General features: G+C 74.6%; 17 protein-coding genes. 9 read left to right on the top strand and 8 right to left on the bottom strand.

Features of this window, described 5'->3' with window-relative positions; genetic code table 11:
* Positions 1–4 precede the first annotated feature (4 nt).
* The 7 genes from FB558_RS34635 to FB558_RS34605 all read right to left on the bottom strand — a co-directional run bounded on the left by FB558_RS34635 (position 5) and on the right by FB558_RS34605 (position 6,207).
* Entirely contained in the window at positions 5–607 is a 603-nt protein-coding gene (locus tag FB558_RS34635) for a bifunctional 4-hydroxy-2-oxoglutarate aldolase/2-dehydro-3-deoxy-phosphogluconate aldolase (RefSeq protein WP_142061020.1), read from the bottom strand.
* Positions 595–1,338 carry an IclR family transcriptional regulator gene (locus tag FB558_RS34630; RefSeq protein ID WP_142061018.1) on the bottom strand — a complete coding sequence of 248 codons (744 nt, stop codon included), beginning with the start codon at positions 1,336–1,338 and terminating at the stop codon, positions 595–597. Before FB558_RS34630 ends, FB558_RS34635 begins: the two co-directional genes overlap by 13 nt.
* Entirely contained in the window at positions 1,339–2,256 is a 918-nt protein-coding gene (locus FB558_RS34625; protein WP_246106974.1) for a sugar kinase, read from the bottom strand.
* Positions 2,231–3,742, bottom strand: coding sequence for a tripartite tricarboxylate transporter permease (locus FB558_RS34620; protein WP_142061016.1), 1,512 nt, complete (start codon positions 3,740–3,742; stop codon positions 2,231–2,233). The genes FB558_RS34625 and FB558_RS34620 overlap by 26 nt, the downstream gene beginning before the upstream one ends.
* Positions 3,739–4,233 carry a tripartite tricarboxylate transporter TctB family protein gene (locus tag FB558_RS34615; RefSeq protein ID WP_142061014.1) on the bottom strand — a complete coding sequence of 165 codons (495 nt, stop codon included), beginning with the start codon at positions 4,231–4,233 and terminating at the stop codon, positions 3,739–3,741. Before FB558_RS34615 ends, FB558_RS34620 begins: the two co-directional genes overlap by 4 nt.
* Positions 4,233–5,216: a tripartite tricarboxylate transporter substrate binding protein gene (locus FB558_RS34610; protein ID WP_142061012.1), complete on the bottom strand. Its 984-nt coding sequence runs from the start codon at positions 5,214–5,216 to the stop codon at positions 4,233–4,235. Before FB558_RS34610 ends, FB558_RS34615 begins: the two co-directional genes overlap by 1 nt.
* A gap of 196 nt (positions 5,217–5,412) precedes the next feature.
* Positions 5,413–6,207: an SDR family oxidoreductase gene (locus tag FB558_RS34605; RefSeq protein WP_142061010.1), complete on the bottom strand. Its 795-nt coding sequence runs from the start codon at positions 6,205–6,207 to the stop codon at positions 5,413–5,415.
* A gap of 130 nt (positions 6,208–6,337) precedes the next feature.
* Here FB558_RS34605 and FB558_RS34600 point away from each other — a divergent pair, with 130 nt between their 5' ends.
* The 4 genes from FB558_RS34600 to FB558_RS34585 all read left to right on the top strand — a co-directional run bounded on the left by FB558_RS34600 (position 6,338) and on the right by FB558_RS34585 (position 11,475).
* Positions 6,338–7,960 carry an ABC-F family ATP-binding cassette domain-containing protein gene (locus tag FB558_RS34600; protein ID WP_142061009.1) on the top strand — a complete coding sequence of 541 codons (1,623 nt, stop codon included), beginning with the start codon at positions 6,338–6,340 and terminating at the stop codon, positions 7,958–7,960.
* Between the two features lie 323 nt (positions 7,961–8,283).
* Positions 8,284–8,493 (top strand): helix-turn-helix domain-containing protein, encoded by a 210-nt coding sequence (locus FB558_RS34595; RefSeq protein WP_028932228.1) that lies wholly within the window; start codon positions 8,284–8,286, stop codon positions 8,491–8,493.
* Positions 8,494–8,533: 40 nt separating this feature from the next.
* Positions 8,534–9,352, top strand: coding sequence for an enoyl-CoA hydratase/isomerase family protein (locus tag FB558_RS34590; RefSeq protein WP_142061007.1), 819 nt, complete (start codon positions 8,534–8,536; stop codon positions 9,350–9,352).
* Between the two features lie 176 nt (positions 9,353–9,528).
* On the top strand, positions 9,529–11,475 hold the full coding sequence (locus FB558_RS34585; protein WP_142061005.1) for an ABC transporter ATP-binding protein: 1,947 nt from the start codon (positions 9,529–9,531) through the stop codon (positions 11,473–11,475).
* Between the two features lie 28 nt (positions 11,476–11,503).
* Here the strand turns inward: FB558_RS34585 and FB558_RS34580 are convergent, their stop codons facing one another.
* A complete protein-coding gene (locus tag FB558_RS34580) occupies positions 11,504–12,073 on the bottom strand; it encodes a TetR/AcrR family transcriptional regulator (RefSeq protein ID WP_142061003.1) in 570 nt (189 codons plus the stop codon).
* A 160-nt stretch (positions 12,074–12,233) separates the two neighbouring features.
* On the opposite strand from FB558_RS34580, the gene egtA reads away from it, so the two are divergent.
* The 5 genes from egtA to FB558_RS34555 are packed head-to-tail and all read left to right on the top strand — an operon-like array spanning position 12,234 to position 17,161.
* The gene (gene egtA, locus FB558_RS34575) at positions 12,234–13,556 is read left to right on the top strand and encodes an ergothioneine biosynthesis glutamate--cysteine ligase EgtA (protein WP_246106973.1); all 1,323 of its coding nucleotides are present in this window, start codon (positions 12,234–12,236) and stop codon (positions 13,554–13,556) included.
* A complete protein-coding gene (gene egtB / locus FB558_RS34570; RefSeq protein WP_142061001.1) occupies positions 13,553–14,968 on the top strand; it encodes an ergothioneine biosynthesis protein EgtB in 1,416 nt (471 codons plus the stop codon). The genes egtA and egtB overlap by 4 nt, the downstream gene beginning before the upstream one ends.
* Before the next feature lie 8 nt (positions 14,969–14,976).
* On the top strand, positions 14,977–15,738 hold the full coding sequence (egtC, locus tag FB558_RS34565) for an ergothioneine biosynthesis protein EgtC (protein ID WP_142060999.1): 762 nt from the start codon (positions 14,977–14,979) through the stop codon (positions 15,736–15,738).
* Positions 15,735–16,706 carry an L-histidine N(alpha)-methyltransferase gene (gene egtD / locus FB558_RS34560; protein WP_142060997.1) on the top strand — a complete coding sequence of 324 codons (972 nt, stop codon included), beginning with the start codon at positions 15,735–15,737 and terminating at the stop codon, positions 16,704–16,706. The genes egtC and egtD overlap by 4 nt, the downstream gene beginning before the upstream one ends.
* Positions 16,703–17,161, top strand: a complete 459-nt coding sequence (locus FB558_RS34555) for a cupin domain-containing protein (protein ID WP_142060995.1) — start codon at positions 16,703–16,705, stop codon at positions 17,159–17,161. Before egtD ends, FB558_RS34555 begins: the two co-directional genes overlap by 4 nt.
* Positions 17,162–17,221 lie beyond the last annotated feature (60 nt).

Below are 17,221 nucleotides of genomic sequence, written 5' to 3'. Positions count from 1 at the left end.
GGGATCAGACGGATGCGGCGAGGCGATCGAGCTGGGCGGGGTCCTCGAGCGCCGAGCCGACGGCGACGACCGACGCGCCCGCGTCCAGGAACTCGCGCGCGTTGCCCGCGCCCATCCCGCCGGTGGCGACGAAGCGGACCTGCGGGAACGGTCCGTGCATCGCGGTGAACCACCCGGCGCCGAGCACCGACGCGGGGAAGGCCTTGACCCAGTGCAGGCCGAGGCCGACGGCGCGCTGGACGTCGGACGCGGTGGCGACGCCCGGCAGGTGGGCGAGCCCGGCGTGGGCGCTGGCCGCGGCGACCCGCTCGTCCAGGCCGGGGGCGACGGTGAACGCCGCGCCCGCGTCGGCGGCCTGCCGCACGTGGTCGGTGCTGGTGACGGTGCCGGCGCCGACCGGGAAGCCGCGGGCGGCACCCGCCGCGACGGCGGCGGCGAGCGCCTCGACGGCCTCGGGGGACTGGATGGGCACCTCCACGGCGGTGATGCCGTTGTCCCAGGCCCGCTGCGCGAGCTCGACCGTGCGGGCCACGGAGAAGCCCCGCAGGATCGCCATCACCGGACGCCCGGTGAACGCCTCGTCGAAGAACCCGGCTACGGGCGCCATCCCAACTCCCTGGAGATCGTGGTGGTGACCTCGGTCAGCCGCGGGAGCAGCTGCCCGAGGTCGTCGAGCGAGGCGCGGGCCTTGAGCGCGGTGATCGACACCGCCGCCATGACCTGGCCGGACGCGTCCCGCACCGGCATCGCGACGCAGTTGACGTAGTCCTCGTACTCGCCGTCGTCGACCGACCACCCGCGCCCGGCCACCACCGCGAGCTCCTCGCGGTAGCGCTGCGCCGAGGTGATCGTGGTGTCGGTGTGGCGGGCGAAGTCGGTGGTGGCGAGCATCGCGTCGACGAGCGCGGCGGGCTGGAACGCGAGGATCGCCTTCGCGACACCCGCGGTGTGCAGGCAGACCTTCTGCCCGACCTCGGAGTACAACCGCACCATGCCGGGCTGGTCGATCTTCTCGGCGTAGACGATGCCGGAGTCCTCCAGCGCCGCGAGGTGGATCGTGTGCGTGCACTCCTCGCCGAGCGCCCGCAGGTGCGGACGGGCCACCCCGGCGAGGTCGAACTGCTCGATCGCGAGCTGGGCCAGGCCCGCGAGGCGGTAGCCGACGCTGTAGCGGCCGTCCTCGTGCCGCCGGGTCAGCCCGCACTCGGCGAGCGTGCCGAGGATGCGCAGCGCGGTGGAGCGGTGGACGTCGAGGTGCTCGGCCACCTCGGTCTGCGTGCGCGGGCGAAGGCTGATGAACTCCAGCACCTCGGCGGCGCGCTGGATGCTCTGGGACATCTATGTCTCCGGCAGGTAGTCGTGGGTGCTGCTCAGTGCCCGGGCCGCCAGGTCGTGCCCGGCCCGCAGTCTCCCAGCGGCATCCGAGCCGCGGAGCAGCTCCGACAGGTACCCGGCCGCGAACGCGTCGCCCGCCCCCACGACCTCCACGACCTCCACGGCGTGGGCGGGGACGAACACCGGCTCCGCGCCGGCCGCGATCTCGGTCGCCCCGACCGCGCCGTCCTTGACGACCAGCCGCACCGGGGCGTCCAGCAGCGTCGCGACGGCCGCCGCGTCCGCCGTGCCCCACAGCCGCTCGGCCTCGTCCCGCCCGACGAACACGACGTCGGCGCGGCGGGCCAGCTCGAGCAGCACCGGGGCCGCCTCGGCGGCGGACCAGAGGCCCGGTCGGTGGTTCACGTCGAACGAGACCGGCACGCCGCGTTCGCCGGCCGCGGCGTAGATCGCGTCGAGCAGCCCGCGGCAGCTCGCCGACAGTCCCGCGGTGATGCCCGAGACGTGCACGATCCGGGTGGCCGACCAGTCGAGCCCGTCCAGGTTGTCCGCGCTCATGCGGGACGCGGCCGAACCGGCCCGGTAGTAGTGCACCTGCGTGGACTGCGGACCCGGGTCCTTGAAGTAGACGCCGGTCGGCGCGTCGGCGCGCACGCGGACCGCCGAGGTGTCCACCCCGTGCCGGGCGACGGCGGCGAGCATCCGCCTGCCCAGCGGGTCGTCGCCCACCTGGCTCAGCCACGCCGCGCGGTGCCCGCGCTCGGCCAGGTACAGCGCGACCGTCGACTCCGCGCCGCCGACGTGCAGCGCGAACTGCTCGGCGAGCTCCAGCGGCGCCGGCTCCACCGGCGTCACGAGGATCATGCTCTCGCCGACGCAGAGGACCTCCGGGGACTCAGCCGGCGACGGGGTCACGGTCACGCTCGGTCCGCCTCCTTCTCGAACGGGCGGCGGCGCGCAGCCGCGGGCCGGCGACGGCGAGCACGCTCAGGGCGAGCAGCGCCAGCGCGATGGGACTGCTCAGGATGCCGCTCGCGCCGTCGATGAGCAGCGCGCGCCGCAGGTTGCTCTCCGCGAGCGGGCCGAGGATCAGCCCGAGCACCATCGGGCCCGCCGGGAATCCGAACCGGCGCATCCCGAGCCCGAGGACCCCGAACACGAGCATGAGAGCGACGTCGAACGGGTTGTTCTGGACGGCGAACGTGCCGACCATGCAGAACGTGATGATCACGGCCCAGAGGTAGCGTTGCGGGAGCGCGAGCAGCTTCACCACACCCTGCAGCCGCAGCAGGCTGAGGCCGAGGGTCACCGCGGTGGCGACCAGCATGATCGTCGCCAGGCTGAACACCAGGTCCGGGGAGTTCACGAACAGCGACGGGCCCGGCTGCAGGCCCCAGATGATCATCGAGCCGAGCATCACGGCCATCACGGAGTCGCCGGGAACGCCGAGGGCGAGGGTCGTCGTGACGGACCCGCCCATCGTCGCGGTGCTCGCGGTGTCGGGCGCGGCCAGCCCCTCGAGCGAGCCCTTGCCGAACTTCTCCGGGTGCTTCGACGCGCGCCGCGCCTGGTCCCATGCGATGACGCCGGCGATGTCGCCACCCGCGGCCGGGATCACCCCGACGACCGCGCCGACACCGGCGCCGATGGCGGCGGGCCTGCGCAGCTCGCGGCGTTCGCTGCGGCTGGGCCACCAGCTGCCGAGCTGGGTGATCAGGGCCGGGCGGGCGCCGCGCCGGGCGCAGACGATCTGGTTGAACACCTCGGCGATGCCGAACAGCCCGACGATCGCCGCGATGAACGGGATGCCGCTCGACAGCTCGGGCAGGCCGAGCGTGAAGCGTTGGTCCCCCGTGATCGGGTCGCGCCCGACCGTCCCGAGCAGCAGCCCGACCACCCCGGCGACCAGGCCCTTCGCGACCTTCCCCCCGGAGACGCCCACCATCATCGTCAGCCCGAACACGACCAGCGCGAACATCTCGGCCGGGCCGAACTGCAGCGCGATCCCCGCCAGCGGCTGGGCCGCGAAGACCAGGATGAGGATGCCGGCGACCGACCCGAACGCCGACACCAGCGCGGAGCTGGTCAGCGCGACGCCGGCGCGGCCCTGCTTGGCGAGGGGGTAGCCGTCGAACGTGGTGGCGATGGACGCCGGTGTACCCGGCGTGTTGATCAGGATGGCCGGCACCCGGTCGCCGAACTGGGCGGCCACGTAGATCGCGAGCAGCACCGCGAGGCCCTGCAGCGGTTCGAGGGTGAGCGTGAAGCCGGCGGCGAGCGCGACGGCCATGGTGGCGGTCACGCCCGGGATGGCGCCGACGAGCGTGCCGAGCAGCACGCCGATCAGCAGGCACAGCCCGATCGTCGGGTCGAGCAGCGCGCCGACCCCTTCCAGCAGCGCGCTCACAGCGGCACCCGCAGCAGCAGTCCGAAGATCACGTACAGCAGGGCGGTGGTGAGCAGCGGGAACACCAGGAGCGCCCGGACGCCCCGCCCGCCGGTCACGAACACGAGCCCGGCGATCAGCGGCACCGTGACGACCAGGAAGTGCAGCTGGTACCAGGCCGCGCCGTAGCCGACGATCAGCGCGAGCACCGCGACCAGCTGGGCGACGCCGTGACCGCTCGCCGGCTCCTCGTCGGGAGCCGACGGCCTCGTCAGACCCAGCGCCCCCAGTGCGACGGCACCGACGATCAGCGCGACGCCCAGCACGGTGGGCCACCACTGCGGCCCGAGCTCGCTCTCGTGCGCCGCGACGATCGTCGAGCGCGCGAGCAGCACGCCGATCCCGGCGGCCAGCACCACGGCGGCGGCCCCCAGCTCCCGTGCCCGCGAGGCGGGCAGCGCGGGGGGAGCCCCTGCATCCGCCGCCGCCTCCTGCTCGGTGACGCCGGACATCACGGAGCCTCGGACAGGGCGGCGAACCGCTCGCTCTCCGCCCGGACGAACTCGGTGGTCTCGGCAGCGGAGCGGTACAGCGGGATGTTCCCGCCGGAGGTGATCAGGTCGACGAACGGCTGCGACTCCGCGGCCGTCCGGACGGCTGCCTCGAGCGCGGCGGCCGCATCCTGCGGGAGCCCGGCCGGCGCGGCGACGACGGCCCAGCTGCCGGTCACCACGTCGATGCCCTGCTCGGCGGCCGTCGGGACGTCGGGCAGCGCGGGGGCCCGCTCCTCGGTGAAGGTGGCCAGCACGCGCAGCCTGCCGTCCGTGTGGGCGGGCGAGGTCTCGCCGATGCCGGCGACGACGGCGTCGACCTGACCGCCGACCGCGGCGGTGATGCCCGGAGCGGCACCCTCGAAGGGCACGCCCTGGAACTGCACGCCCGCGGCCTCGCCCAGCTGCTCGGCACCCGCCTCCCAGATCGAGCCGGGTCCGGCGTTGGCCACCGTGACCGTTCCGGGGGCGGCCTGCGCGGCGGCGACCAGGTCCGCGAGCGTCTGGTGCGGGCTGTCCGCGGGCACGGCGACGGTGCCGGGCTGCGAGTTGGCCTGGCCGAGGAAGTCGTAGTCGGCGGGGTCGACCTCGTACCCCTGGTGGCCGAGCATGGCGACCTCGACCGGGAACACCGCGATGTTGTAGCCGTCGGGCTCCAGGCCTGCGACGTGCTGCATGCCCACCGACCCCGCGCCGCCCGGCCGGTTCTCCACCACGACGGAGACGCCCAGTGCGCTCTCCATCTCGGCGGCCAGCGTACGGGCGGTGAGGTCGGTGGCCCCTCCCGCGGACGTGGGAGTGAAGAACGTGATCGTGTCACTCGGGAACGCCTCGCCCGCGTTCCCGCCGCCTGACCTGTCGGCGCAGCCGACCAGCGCGGCACCGGCCGCAACGGCCGTGACCGCGACGGCGACGAGCCGGGATCGCCGGATCCAACCGGACATCTTCGTCCTCCCTCTACGGAGATTGTTGCAAGAGGCGCAACACTGTTGCGCGGTGGGAGGACCCTAAAGGGCTGCCCTCAGGGAGGCAAAGCGCGTGTGACCGACGTGGCACGAGGGCGGGCGAGCAGGGGTGAACGCCCGCGCGCGACGCGGGACCGCCGGGCGCCCCTCGCCGGGGGGCGGTACGGCTAGCGCACTAGGCCGAGCCCAGCGACCCCGTGGCCAGGATCCCGCCGTCCACGCGCACGGTCTCCCCGGTGATCCACGAGGCCGCGTCGGAGACGAGGAAGGCCACCAGGCCGGCGACGTCCTCCGGGGTGCCGAGCCGCTTCATCGGGTAGGCGGCGCTCACCTTCTCCTCGCCCTCGGCGTACAGGGCCGTGGCGAACGTCGTCTTCACGATCGCGGGAGCCACCGCGTTCACCCGGATCGACGGGCCCAGCTGCCACGCCAGCTCCTCGGTGAGCCGGATGAGCGCCGCCTTGGACGCGCCGTAGGCGGGGATCACCCCCGACGAGCGGAGGCCGGCCACCGACGCGATGTTGACCACCGCGCCCCCGTGCTCGCCCATCCAGGCCTTGTGGGCGAGCTGCACGAACCCCAGCGCGGCGACGACGTTCGTGTCGAAGGTCTTGCGGACGGCGTCGAGGTCGGCGTCCATGAGCGCGCCGTAGGTGGGGTTGATCCCGGTGTTGTTCACCAGGATCGCGAGGTTGCCGAACCGTTCGACGGTGCGGGTGACCGCCTCCTCGCGCGCCTGCGCCGACCCGGCGTTGCCGGGCAGCGCCAGCACCCGGTCCGGGTCGGCGCCCGCCGCGAGCCGCGCCGCCGCGGCGGCGAGCTCGTCGGGCTTGCGGGCGGTGACGGTGACCGAGGCGCCGCGGGCCAGCAGTTCCGTGGCGATGGCGAAGCCGATGCCGCGGCTCGCGCCGGTGACGAGGGCGGCACGGCCTGCGAGGTCCTGGGGGCGGGCGGCGGTGACGTCGGTCATGCCGGGACCCTACTGCCGGAATCGGGTCGCGCCGGTCGGTAGTCTGGGTGGCGTGATCGTGGTCCGGATCGAGTAGCGCAGGCGGTTGTCACCGCCTCGTGCCGATACCCGGACGTCCTGGAGTCTCCTCGTGATCACCGCTACCGACCTCGAACTGCGCGCTGGTTCGCGCATCCTGCTCTCCGGCGCCACCCTGCGCGTGCAGCCCGGCGACCGCATCGGCCTCGTCGGCCGCAACGGCGCCGGCAAGACCACCTCGATGCGGGTGCTCGCCGGCGAGGGTGAGCCCTACGGCGGTGCGGTCAGCACCACCGGTCCGGTCGGGTACCTGCCGCAGGACCCCCGCGAGGGCGACCTGTCGGTCACGGCCAACGACCGGGTGCTGTCCGCCCGCGGCCTCGACGTGCTGCTGCGCAAGATGGAGAAGGCGCAGACCGCGATGGCCGAGCTCGTCGACGGCGCCGAGAACGCGAAGGCGGTGCGCGAGTACGGCCGGCTCGAGGAGCGGTTCTCCGCGCTCGGCGGCTACGCGGCCGAGAGCGAGGCCGCCCGCATCTGCACCCACCTCGGGCTGCCCGAGCGGGTGCTCACACAGTCGATCGCGACGCTGTCCGGTGGGCAGCGCCGCCGCGTGGAGCTGGCCCGCATCCTGTTCGCCGCGTCCGACGGCGGCTCGCAGAGCGCCACCACGCTGCTGCTCGACGAGCCCACCAACCACCTCGACGCCGACTCGATCACCTGGCTGCGCTCGTTCCTCTCGTCGCACGAGGGCGGGCTCGTCGTGATCAGCCACGACACCGAGCTGCTCGCCGACGTCGTCAACAAGGTGTGGTTCCTCGACGCCACCCGCGGCGAGGCCGACGTCTACAACATGGACTGGCGCCGCTACCAGGAGGCGCGGGCCACCGACGAGAAGCGCCGCCGCCGCGAGCGCGCCAACGCCGAGAAGAAGGCCGCGGCGCTGCACACCCAGGCGGCGAAGATGGGCGCGAAGGCCACCAAGGCCGTGGCGGCCAAGAACATGGCCCGCCGCGCCGACCAGATGCTCGCCGCGCTCGAGCCGGAACAGCAGGCCGACCGCGTCGCGCGGATCCGCTTCCCGGACCCGGCTTCGTGCGGGCGCACCCCGCTGACGGCCGAGGGGCTGTCGAAGGCGTTCGGTTCGCTCGAGGTGTTCACCGGCGTCGACCTCGCGGTCGACCGCGGCGCGAAGGTCGTGGTGCTGGGCCTCAACGGGGCGGGCAAGACGACGTTGCTGCGCCTGCTCGCCGGCACCGAGAAGCCCGACGCGGGCCGGGTCGTGCCCGGCCACGGGCTGCGTACCGGCTACTTCGCCCAGGAGCACGACACGCTCGACATGGACGCGTCGGTCTGGGACAACGTCCGGCACGCCTCCCCGGACACCCCGGAGCAGCAGCTGCGCACCCTGCTGGGCGCGTTCATGTTCTCCGGCGAGCAGCTCTCGCAGCTCGCGGGCACCCTGTCCGGCGGTGAGCGCACCCGCCTCGCGCTCGCCGGGCTCGTCTCCAGCGCGGCCAACGTGCTTCTGCTCGACGAACCGACGAACAACCTCGACCCGGCCAGCCGCGAGCAGGTGCTCGACGCGTTGCGCCACTTCGCCGGCGCGGTCGTGCTCGTCACCCACGACCCGGGCGCGGTGGAGGCGCTCGAGCCGGACAAGGTGATCGTGCTGCCCGACGGCACCGAGGACCACTGGTCGGCCGAGTACCTCGAGCTCGTGCAATTGGCCTGATCGGGCGATTCGCCCGGCGCGCCGGATCACTCGATCGGGCCGAGTTCGGCGGTGCCCCTGCGTGTCGCGGGGTGGTTCGGGACGGCCGTCCGGCGCGCCGCTCGACTCCCGGAGTGACCCGTGGGTGGCGAGGGGGTGACATCGGGGTGTGCAGGACGAGTCAATGATCACCCGTACGCGTGATCCATTCGGCCCAACCGTTCACCGATCATCGAGTGGATCTCCTGGCACCGGGTAATCCCGTGGACGATCATTGCCGCACCGGGGGGAGCCGGAAACGATCTACCTGCGGTCAGCGCAGGTGGGCGAAGGAGATCACGGTCATGGCCGACCTGAAGAAGGGGGCCCGGATCACGGGCACCCAGCGCGACAAGCTCGCCACCGACCTGAAGAAGAAGTACGAGAAGGGCGCCAGCATCCGTGCCCTCGCCGAGCAGACGGGGCGGTCCTACGGCTTCGTGCACCGGGTGCTCTCGGAGACGGGCGTGACGCTGCGCGGACGCGGCGGCGCCACGCGCACCAAGAAGAAGTAGGTCGCGCACCGGGCGGCCGTCCCCGGGATAGCCTGCCGCCATGACGACGGCGACGGTCGACCCGGAGCTCCTGCAGCGCGGCGGGCTCACGCTCGACGTCGACGGGCCGCGAGCGACGATCACGCTCGTCCGTCCCGGGGCGCTCAACGCGCAGACCCCGCTCACCTGGGAGGCGCTCCGGTCCATCGGGGAGTCGCTGTCCGCGGGGCCGCTGTCCGAGCAGGTGCGCGTCGTCGTGGTGCGCGGCGCCGGTCGGGCGTTCTCCGCCGGGCTCGACCGCCGCTTCTTCGGCGAGCAGGAGGTCGACGGCCTCCCGGGCCTGGCGGGGATCGCGGCCCTGTCCGACGACGACGCCGACGCCACCATCGCCGGCTTCCAGTCGGGGTTCTCGTGGCTGCGGGAGCCGGGCCGCGTCACCGTCGCCGCCGTGCAGGGCCACGCGATCGGCGCCGGGTTCCAGCTCGCGCTGGCGTGCGACCTGCGCGTGGTCGCCGATGACGTGCAGTTCTGCATGGCCGAGACCGGGCTCGGAATCGTCCCGGACCTGGGCGGCACGTACCCGCTCGTGCACGCGGTGGGCTACGCGCGCTCGGTGGAGATCTGCCTGTCCGGGCGCCGGATCGGCGCGGAGGAGGCGGTGGCGACCGGGCTCGCGCTGCGCGCGGTGCCCGCCGCAGAGCTGGACGTCGCGGTCGACGCGCTGGCCGCGTCGCTGGTGGTCGCGCCCCCTGCGGCGGCGGCCGAGACCCTCGCCCTGCTCATCGGCGTCGCCGACGGCGCCGATCCGGCCGCGGCGCTGGCCGCGGAGCGCGCGGCGCAGCTGCGCAGGCTCCGCGCGCTGGCCGCCGGCGAGGGCTGAACGCACGCTCCCCGACCTCCCCGATTTCCCCTCAGTCCCGCGACGGCGCGGCCGCTCGCTGAAGCGTCGACCGACGGGAGCGAGCACCGGTGCCGATGGGGAACGAGCGGGGAGTAAAGGTGGCGGTCCCGGCGTTGGACGCAGGGTTGCAACGCTGTAAGTGAAGGGGGCCGCGGATGGATCGGCCGATGGGCATGCTGCGCGGTGTCGTGCGCGGGGCGGACGCCCCGAAGTCGATCAAGAAGGGCACGATCCCGCGGATCTGGGCGTTCGCGCGCCCGTACCGGGGCTGGCTGCTCGCGTTCCTGCTGCTCACCGTCGTCTCGGCGACGGTCGGGGTGCTCACCCCCGTCCTCGCGGGGCGCGTCGTCAACGCGATCGTCGCGGGTGGCGAGGTGTCGGCGGCCGCGGCCACCGTGGTCGGGCTGGCGGCCGGGATCGCGGCGCTCGCGGTCGTGGAGGCCGTCGTCGGGTTGGTGTCGCGCTGGTTCTCCTCACGGATCGGTGAGGGGCTGATCGTGGACCTGCGCCGAGCGGTCTACGAGCACGTGCAGCGCATGCCGGTGGCGTTCTTCACCCGCACGCGCACCGGGGCACTGGTCAGCCGGCTCAACAACGACGTCATCGGCGCGCAGTCGGCGATCACCTCGACCCTGGCCACGGTGCTGAGCAACAGCATCCAGCTCGTGCTCGCACTCGGCGTGATGATCACCCTCGCATGGCAGGTGACGCTGCTGGCGCTGGTGCTCCTGCCGATCTTCGTGCTCCCCGCGCGCCGCTTCGGGCGGCGCCTCGCCGACCTGCGCCGCGAGGCCGCGGACCTGAACGCCGGCATGGGCAACCAGATGACCGAGCGGTTCTCCGCGCCCGGCGCCACGCTGGTGAAGCTCTTCGGCAGGCCCGAGGAGGAGGCGCGGGACTTCGGCGAGCGCGCCGAGCGCGTCCGCGACATCGGCGTGCGCACCGCGATGGTGTCCCGCGTGTTCGTCACCGCGCTCTCGCTGGTCTCCGCGCTGGCCCAGGCGCTGGTCTACGGGCTGGGCGGCTGGCTCGCCGTCACCGGGCGCATCGAGCCGGGCACGGTGGTCACCCTCGCCCTGCTGCTCACCCGCCTCTACACGCCGATGACGGCGCTGGCCAACGCCCGGGTGGACGTGATGACGGCACTGGTGTCGTTCGAGCGCGTCTTCGAGGTGCTCGACCTGGAGCCGATGATCACGCAGGCCCCGGACGCGGTCGCGCTCCCCGACGGCCCGGTGGACGTGCGGCTGCGCGACGTCCGGTTCGGCTACCCGAGCGCCGAGCGGGTGTCGCTCGCGTCGCTGGAGGAGGTGGCCGTGCTGGACACCCGCGGTGGCGAGGAGGTGCTGCACGGCGTCGACCTCGACGTCGGTGCGGGGCAGCTGGTCGCGCTGGTCGGGTCGTCGGGTGCGGGGAAGTCGACGCTGGCCTCGCTCGTCCCGCGGCTCTACGACGTCGACTCCGGCGCGGTGGAGCTCTCCGGGATCGACGTGCGACGGCTGACCGCCGCGTCGCTGCGCGGGGCGGTCGGCGTGGTCACGCAGGACGGGCACCTGTTCCACGACACGATCCGCGCGAACCTGCGCTACGCGGCCCCGGGCGCGAGCGACCCCGAGATCGTCGACGCCCTGCGCCGCGCCCGGCTCGGCGAGCTGCTCGACACCCTGCCCGACGGCCTCGACACGGTGGTGGGGGAGCGCGGCTACCGGCTCTCGGGCGGCGAGCGCCAGCGCCTGACGATCGCGCGCCTGCTGCTGGCCCGGCCCCGCGTCGTGATCCTCGACGAGGCCACCGCCCACCTCGACTCCGAGTCCGAGGCCGCCGTCCAGGAGGCGCTCGCGGAGGCGCTGGAGGGCCGCACGGCGATCGTCATCGCCCACCGCCTGTCCACCGTGCGCGCCGCCGACCAGATCGCGGTGCTGGAGCACGGCCGCATCGTCGAGCGCGGCACGCACGAGGAGCTGCTCGCGCGCGGCGGGCGCTACGCGCAGCTGCACCGCACGCAGTTCGCGCCCGAGCCGGTGACCGCGGCGCCGGACGGCGTCGAGTGCGGGATCCCCGGCTGCGCCGCCCGCCACCGCGAGGAGCACCTCGTCGGCTGACCCGCCCCGTGCGGTCGACGCCGTGCCGTCAGCGCCTGCGGACCGCGCCCTCCACCACGTCGAGGACGCCGTCGAGGTCGTCGGCCGGCAGGCCCATGGCCAGCTGGGACACCAGGCCCTCGAGCACCAGCTCGAGATAGCGGGCCAGCACCGGGACGGGGACGTCGTCGCGCAGGGTGCCTGCCGCGGCCTGCCGGGCCAGTCGTTGTTCGGTGGCCGCGGTGAGCGTCTCGGCGTGGGCGCGCCAGCGGGCGCGGAACCCGGGGTCGGTGCGGCCGCGGCGGGCGACCTCGAGGAACGTGCCGGTCCAGCTGGTGTCCAGCGACTCGGGAGCCGACACCAGCTCCCGCATGACCTGCACGAGCCCCTGCGCCGCCACCAGGTCGGTCATCCGCTGCGCGTCCTGCTCGGCGAGCGCGAGGAAGAGCGCCTCCTTGTCCCGGAAGTGGTGGAAGATCGCACCACGGGACAGGCCGGTGGACTGCTCCAGCCTGCGGACGGTGGCGCCCTCGTAGCCGTGGCGGGCGAAGCAGGACCGGGCGTCGTCGAGGATCTGCTGGCGCCGCGCAGCGAGCTGGTCGGTGCTGACGCGGGGCACCCGACAGAGGATAGCCGGATCTCCGGACGGACGTACGGTTCGCGTGAGCGGACCGCCCGGGCGGGAGCCGTGCCGCGCGGGCCCGGCTTCCGCGAATTGTCACCTCCGCCTTCCCGTCGTCACCGCGAAATCGTCGGGGACCGGCGGTAGCGTCGCTCGCATGGTGGACGAAGCGGTGGTCACGATGGTGCGAGGCGGGGCGGACGCCCCGCTGGACGGGGTGGGCAGCGGCCCTCCCGACGCCGGCCCCTCCGTGCTGCGCGACTGCGCCGACGCCGAGACGCACGTCGGCTCGGTCTGCTTCAAGCACGGGCCCCCGAGGCTGGTCGGTGTCGAGCTCGAGTGGCTCCTGCACCCTCCCGAGGCCCGCTCGCTGCCCGACGCCGCCACGCTCGCCGCGGCCCTCGGCCCGCACGCGCCCACCACCCTCGATCCGTCCTCTCCCGCTCGCCCGCTCCCGGCCGGCTCCGCCGTCACGGTGGAGCCCGGCGGGCAGGTGGAGCTCGCCAGCCCACCGCTGCCCGACCTCACCTCCCTCCTGCAGACCACCCGCGACGACGCGGCCGCCCTGCACGAGCTCCTCGCCGCCGCCGGGCTGCGCCCCGGCCACCGGGCCGCCGACGCGGTCCGCCCGCCCCGCCGGATCCTGGCGCACCCCCGCTACCAGGCGATGGAGGAGTCCTTCGACCGGCGCGGCCCCCACGGACGCAGCGCGATGTGTTCCACGGCCGCCGTCCAGGTCTGCCTCGACGCAGGGGAGGCGCACGAGGTGGCGCAGCGCTGGCACGTGCTGCACGCGCTCGGCCCGGTCCTGCTGGCCGCCTTCGCCAACTCGCCCACGCTGCACGGGCGGCGCACCGGATGGAAGTCCTCGCGCTGGGCCGGCTGGCAGCAGGCCGACCCGTTCCGCACCGCACCGCCCGCCGCGAGCGCCGACCCGGTGCAGGCGTGGGCGCGGCGGGTGCTGGACAGCCCGCTGCTGTGCGTGCGCCGCGAGGGCGCCAGCTGGTCGGTGCCGCCCGGCATCACCTTCGCCGACTGGGTGCGGGGCACCGCGCGCGAGGTGCTGCCCACCCCGCCCACCACCGCCGACCTGGACTACCACGTCTCCACGCTGTTCCCGCCGGTCCGCCCGCACGGGCACCTCGAGGTGCGCTACGTCGACGCCCAGCCGGGACGCCGGTGGGCCCTGCCGGTCACGGTGCTGGTCGCGCTGCTGTCGGACCGCGCCGCCGTCGACGCGGCCCGCGCCGCGTGCGAGCCCGCGGAGGGGCGGTGGATCTCCGCCGCCCGCCACGGCCTGTCCGACCGCGTGCTCGCCCGCGCGGCCGCCACCGTCTTCGAGCTGGCACTTCGCCGGCTGCCCGCCGTCGGCGCCCCGCACTGGGTGGCCGACGACCTCACCGCCATGACCGAGCAGCAGGTGCTGCGCGGGCGGTGCCCCGCCGACGATCCGGACATCCCGGAGGGAGCGACCCCATGACCCGCACCACCCCCGGGGCCACGAGCCCCGACACCCCGGCCCTCGACACCCCGGCCCTCGACGACCCGGCCCTCGACACCGCCGCGCCCGGCACCGCGGTCGGCGGTGAGGAGCTGCGCAGCCGCGTCGCCACGCTGCTGGCGCAGTCGCGGGCCCGCAGCACCGCCCTCACCGACGCCGTCGACGAGGCCGACCTGGTCGCCCAGCACTCGCCGCTGATGTCGCCGCTGGTGTGGGACCTGGCCCACATCGGCAGCCAGGAGGAGCTCTGGCTGGTCCGCGACGTCGGCGGACGCGAGCCGCTGCGCCCGGAGATCGACGGCCTGTACGACGCCTTCCAGCACTCGCGCGCCAGCCGCGTCGAGCTGCCGCTGCTCACCCCGTCCGAGACCCGGGCCTACGTGGCGCAGGTGCGGGACAAGGCGCTCGACGCGCTCGAGCGCAGCCCCCTGCGCGGGCGCAGGCTCGTCGAGCACGGCTTCGCCTTCGGCATGATCGTGCAGCACGAGCAGCAGCACGACGAGACCATGCTCGCCACCCACCAGCTGCGTGCCGGCGCGCCCGTGCTGCACGCCCCGCCCCCGCCCGCGGGGAGCGCGCCTGCCGCCCGCGAGGTGCTCGTCCCGGGCGGCCCGTTCACCATGGGCACCTCCACCGAGGCGTGGGCCCTGGACAACGAGCGGCCCGCGCACGTCGTCCACGTGCCGGCGTTCGTGATCGACACGGCCGCGGTCACCAACGCCGAGTACGCCGCGTTCGTCGACGCGGGCGGCTACGACGACCCGCGGTGGTGGAGCGAGGAGGGCTGGGCCCACCGGGTCGGTGCCGCGCTGGAGGCCCCCCGTTTCTGGCGGCGCGACGGCTCCGGTGCCTGGTTCCGCCGCCGGTTCGGCCGGGAGGAGCCGATCGTGGCCGACGAGCCGGTGGTGCACGTGTGCTTCCACGAGGCGCAGGCGTACGCGCGGTGGGCGGGCAAACGGCTGCCCACGGAGGCGGAGTGGGAGAAGGCCGCCCGGTTCGACCCGGCCACCGGCCGGTCGCGGCGCTACCCCTGGGGCGACGAGGAGCCCACCCCCGCGCACGCCAACCTCGGCCAGCGCCACCTGCAGCCCGCCGCCGCGGGCGCCTTCCCGCGCGGGGCGTCGCCGCTGGGCGTGCAGCAGCTCATCGGCGACGTGTGGGAGTGGACCAGCTCGGGCTGGCACCCCTATCCGGGCTTCGAGGTCTTCCCGTACCCGGAGTACTCGCAGGTGTTCTTCGGCGGCGACTACCGGGTGCTGCGCGGCGGTTCGTTCGGCACGGCGCCCGCGGCCGTCCGCGGCACGTTCCGCAACTGGGACCACCCGATCCGCCGGCAGATCTTCGCCGGCTTCCGCTGTGCGCGCGACGCCCGCCCCGAGGAAGCGGCGTAGGGGCCCGCGTGTGCCGTCACCTGGCCTACGTCGGGCCGCCGGTGCCGCTCGCGGCGCCGGTGCTCGAAGCGCCGCACTCGCTGCGGCACCAGGCGTACGCCCCCGCCGACATGCGCGGCGGGGGCACGATCAACGCCGACGGCTTCGGGGCGGGCTGGTACCCGCGGCCGGGTGGGCCCGCGGCGCGGTACCGCAGCGCGCAGCCGATCTGGTCCGACGCGTCGTTCGCCGCGCTGGCCGGCGCCACGTCGTCGGGCGGGGTGCTGGCCGCCGTGCGGTCCGCCACCGTGGGGATGCCGATCACCGACACCGCCGCGGCGCCGTTCGCGGAGGGGCCGTGGCTGTTCAGCCACAACGGCGTGGTGCGCGGCTGGCCGCAGTCCGTCGCTCCGGCGGCCGCGGCGCTGCCCGTCGCCGACCTGATCACGCTCGACGCGCCCACCGACGCGGCGCTGCTGTGGGCGCTGGTCCGCCACCGGCTGCGCGCGGGCGCGGACCCGGCCGACGCGCTGGCCGAGGTCGTCGTCGAGGTGGCCGCCGCAGCGCCCGGCTCGCGGCTGAACCTGCTGCTCACCGACGGCGCCACGATCTGGGCCACGGCCTTCGACCACGCGCTGTGCGTGCACATCGACGAGGGGAGCGCGCTGGTCGCGTCCGAACCGCTCGACCCCGCACCGGCGTGGACCGCCGTGCCCGACCGCCACGTGGTGGTCGCCGGTGCCGGCCACTGCCGCACGATCCCGTTGCCGCCCATCGAGGGAGCCCGATGACCGTCCCGCTGCTGGACATCCACCTCACCGACGCCGACGCGGAGACCGCGCTGCGCGCCGACGCCCGGGCCGGCCTCACCGCCGTGCCGAAGCACCTGCCGCCGAAGTGGTTCTACGACGCCCGGGGGAGCGCGCTGTTCGAGGAGATCACCGCGCTGCCCGAGTACTACCCCACGCGCACCGAGCGGGCGCTGCTGGAAGGCAGCGCCGACGCCATCGCCGCGGCCTCGGGTGCCGACACGCTCGTCGAGCTGGGCTCGGGGTCCTCGGCGAAGACGCGGCTGCTGCTCGACGCGTTCCGGCGGGCCGGCACGCTGCGCCGCTACGTGCCCCAGGACGTGAGCGAGCCGGCGCTGCGCGAGGCGATGGCGGCGCTCGCCGCCGAGTACCCCGACGTGGACCTGCACGGAGTGGTCGGCGACTTCACCGCCCACCTGGACCGGCTCCCGCCGCACGGGAGGCGGATGGTCGCGTTCCTGGGCGGCACGATCGGCAACCTGCTGCCGTCGCCGCGCGCGGAGTTCCTGCGCGCGCTGCGGGCGGCGCTGCGGCCGGGGGAGCAGTTCCTGCTCGGCACCGGCCTCGTCACGGACCCGGAGGTCCTCGTCCCCGCCTACGACGACGCGGCAGGCGTCACCGCGGAGTTCAACCGCAACGTGCTGCACGTGCTCAACAGGGAGCTGCGGGCCGACTTCGACGTCGACGCGTTCGCCCACCTGGCCCGCTGGGACACCGCGCACGAGTGGATCGAGATGCGGCTGGTGGCGCAGCGGGCGATGACGGTCACCCTCGCCGAGCTGGAGCTCACGGTCGCGTTCGCCGCGGGCGAGGAGATGTGCACGGAGGTGTCGGCCAAGTTCCGGTTGCCGGGGGTGCGCGCGATGCTCGCCGAGGCCGGCTTCGCCGTCGTGCACAGCTGGACCGACGCCGACGAGCGGATGGCGCTCACCCTGGCGAGTGCGGCATGAGCCGCGACTGGCGCCATGAGGGCGTCCGCGTCGTCCCCGCCGACGCGCTGGACGCGAACACGCCGCAGACGCCGGGGATGCACCGCGCCGCCGCGATCACCGCCGCGCGCACCGGCGCGCAGCGGTTGTGGGCGGGCACGGTCACGATCCACCCGGGGGCGCGCACGGGTGCCCACCACCACGGCGAGCTGGAGAGCGTGATCTACGTGGTGCGCGGCCGGGCCCGGATGCGGTGGGGCGAGCGGTTGGAGTTCACGGCCGAGGCCGGGCCGGGTGGGTTCATCTTCGTGCCGCCGTTCGTGCCGCACCAGGAGATCAACGCACTCGACGACGAGCCGCTCGAGTGCGTGCTCACCCGCAGCGGCCAGGAACCGGTCGTCGTCAACCTCGACATCGCGGGCGTGCCGGATCCCGAGCACGTGCCCTGGGTCGATCCCACCCATCCGGCCCCGTGATCGGCCCCGTCGTCGGCTGCGTGGTCGGCGGGAGCGGATACCGGCATTCGCTTGTCGAAT

It is taken from the genome of Pseudonocardia kunmingensis (genome assembly GCF_006716445.1).
Lineage (GTDB): Bacteria > Actinomycetota > Actinomycetes > Mycobacteriales > Pseudonocardiaceae > Pseudonocardia > Pseudonocardia kunmingensis.
The sequence above is the reverse complement of the archived record's forward strand: the minus strand, read 5'-3'. Positions and strand labels throughout refer to the sequence as shown.